Annotated in this window: 1 protein-coding gene and 1 pseudogene; both read right to left on the bottom strand. The window is 66.4% G+C overall.

Features of this window, described 5'->3' with window-relative positions; translation table 11 throughout:
- A pseudogene (locus tag DYI24_RS26215) lies at nucleotides 1-427 on the bottom strand (GGDEF domain-containing protein); the annotation flags it as partial.
- A gap of 210 nt (nucleotides 428-637) precedes the next feature.
- On the bottom strand, nucleotides 638-1,639 hold a 1,002-nt coding region (locus tag DYI24_RS26210; protein ID WP_164574384.1), incomplete at its 5' end, for an RgsD C-terminal domain-containing protein.

The raw sequence follows: 1,639 nt of genomic DNA, 5'->3' as shown, positions 1-1,639 counted from the left end.
CCAGTGTACCGCCCCAGCGCGAGGCGGTCGGCAGCGCCAGCAGCGTATAGCGCTGGACAATCCCGTCGCGGACGCAATGCGCGGTGCCGAGATGCGGACGCTTGTTCTGCAGCGCGCCCGAAGCCGCCTGCGCCAGCGCGGTGCCGCAGTCCGGCGACAGCGCGTCGAGCGGAATGTCCCAGCGCTCGTCGCCGAGCCATTGCTGCGCATACCGGCCGGTGCGCGACACCTCCGGCGTTTCGCCGTCGATCTCCAGCAGCACCAGATGATCGGCAAGCCGCCCCAGGCTCCCCAACATCACCTCTTCGTAGCTCGGCAGCGACTGTCCCGGCTGAATCGCGGCGTACCACTTGCGCTGCAGGACGGTTAGGTCGGCAGCAAGCTGACTGGTCGAATTTTCGGAAACTTGTGTGACGGCAGCCGACACGAGAAGCGCCCCGCGGATGAGAACTGCGGTGCAGTCGAACTATTCCCGATTAAGACGATGTAAACGCAGCCGCCGACAAGGCGCAAAGGCTTGAATATGAAGGTTTTAAGTCGCCCGATGGTTATTTCGCATTCACCATTGTGACAGTCCGCACACGGCCGCCGCGAATGACGAAATCCATCACTTTACGCGTGCATCCGGCGCGCGATATCAGCGCGCCAGAACTTCGACTTCGCCGTCGACGCCGTTGACGACGTTGAAGCCGCGCTCGAACACCTTGCCTTCGTTCTTGGCGATGGCGCGGTACTCGCCTTCGGACAGCACGACGCGCGGGAAGGCGCCGATCGACTCCTTGATGACGTCGCCGCCCGGCGTCAGGACCGACCAGGAGGTATTGGCGAGCGCTTCGCCGCCCTTCTCGCTGACCAGCTTCAAGGTGATCACCGCAGCGCGATGCGTGATGGTGACATCGGTGAGCTTGCCGGCCTGGACGCGGATGTCGGAGCGCACCACCGAGTTGGCGTCGCCGTAATTGGAGACGATGTAATAGGTGCCCTCCGGCACCAGCGCGACGTCACCGGCCGCAACGCTCGGCAGCAGCGGCGCGCGCTGCGCGTTGTCGAACTGGCTGCCCTTGTAGATCGTGAACGAAATCTGGTTGGAGGGAATACGCGAACTGCCGACCTTGCCTTCGATGCGCAGGCCGCCGGCGGGCAACACGAAGTTCTCGCGCTCGGCGTCGGACTTCACGGTCACCGGCCGCACTGCGCTGACCAGACCCAGCGCCACATGCACCACGTAGTTGCCGGGCGGCAGTGGAATGTTCGGCGTCGCGCCGTGATCCTCACGGATCAGTTTGATCGCGCCGCCTTCGTCCGGCTTGTCGGAGTACACCCGCCACACCAGGCCGCTGTTGATCACCGGCTGGTCTTTGCCGTAGCGCGCGGCCAGTGCCAGCATCCCCTGCGGCGGAGCCGGCGCAGCGGCCGGCGGCAATGGCGACATCGGCGGCGGCGTCACCGCGGCGACGGGCGGCTGCGTCAGTGCGCCGGGAAGATTCGGGGCCGCCGCGGGACCGGACTGCGGCGCCAGACTGATCGCTCCGCCGGCCGGCGGCTCCGGCACCGAAGCCGGCGGCACCGGCGGCGGCCGATCGCTGAACAATTGCGCAGCAGCGGGCTGGGTGAGCGCAAGCGCACATACCGCAACCAG

It is taken from the genome of Rhodopseudomonas sp. BR0C11 (assembly GCF_010820945.1).
In the GTDB taxonomy this organism is placed as follows: domain Bacteria; phylum Pseudomonadota; class Alphaproteobacteria; order Rhizobiales; family Xanthobacteraceae; genus Rhodopseudomonas; species Rhodopseudomonas palustris_H.
The sequence above is the reverse complement of the archived record's forward strand: the minus strand, read 5'-3'. Positions and strand labels throughout refer to the sequence as shown.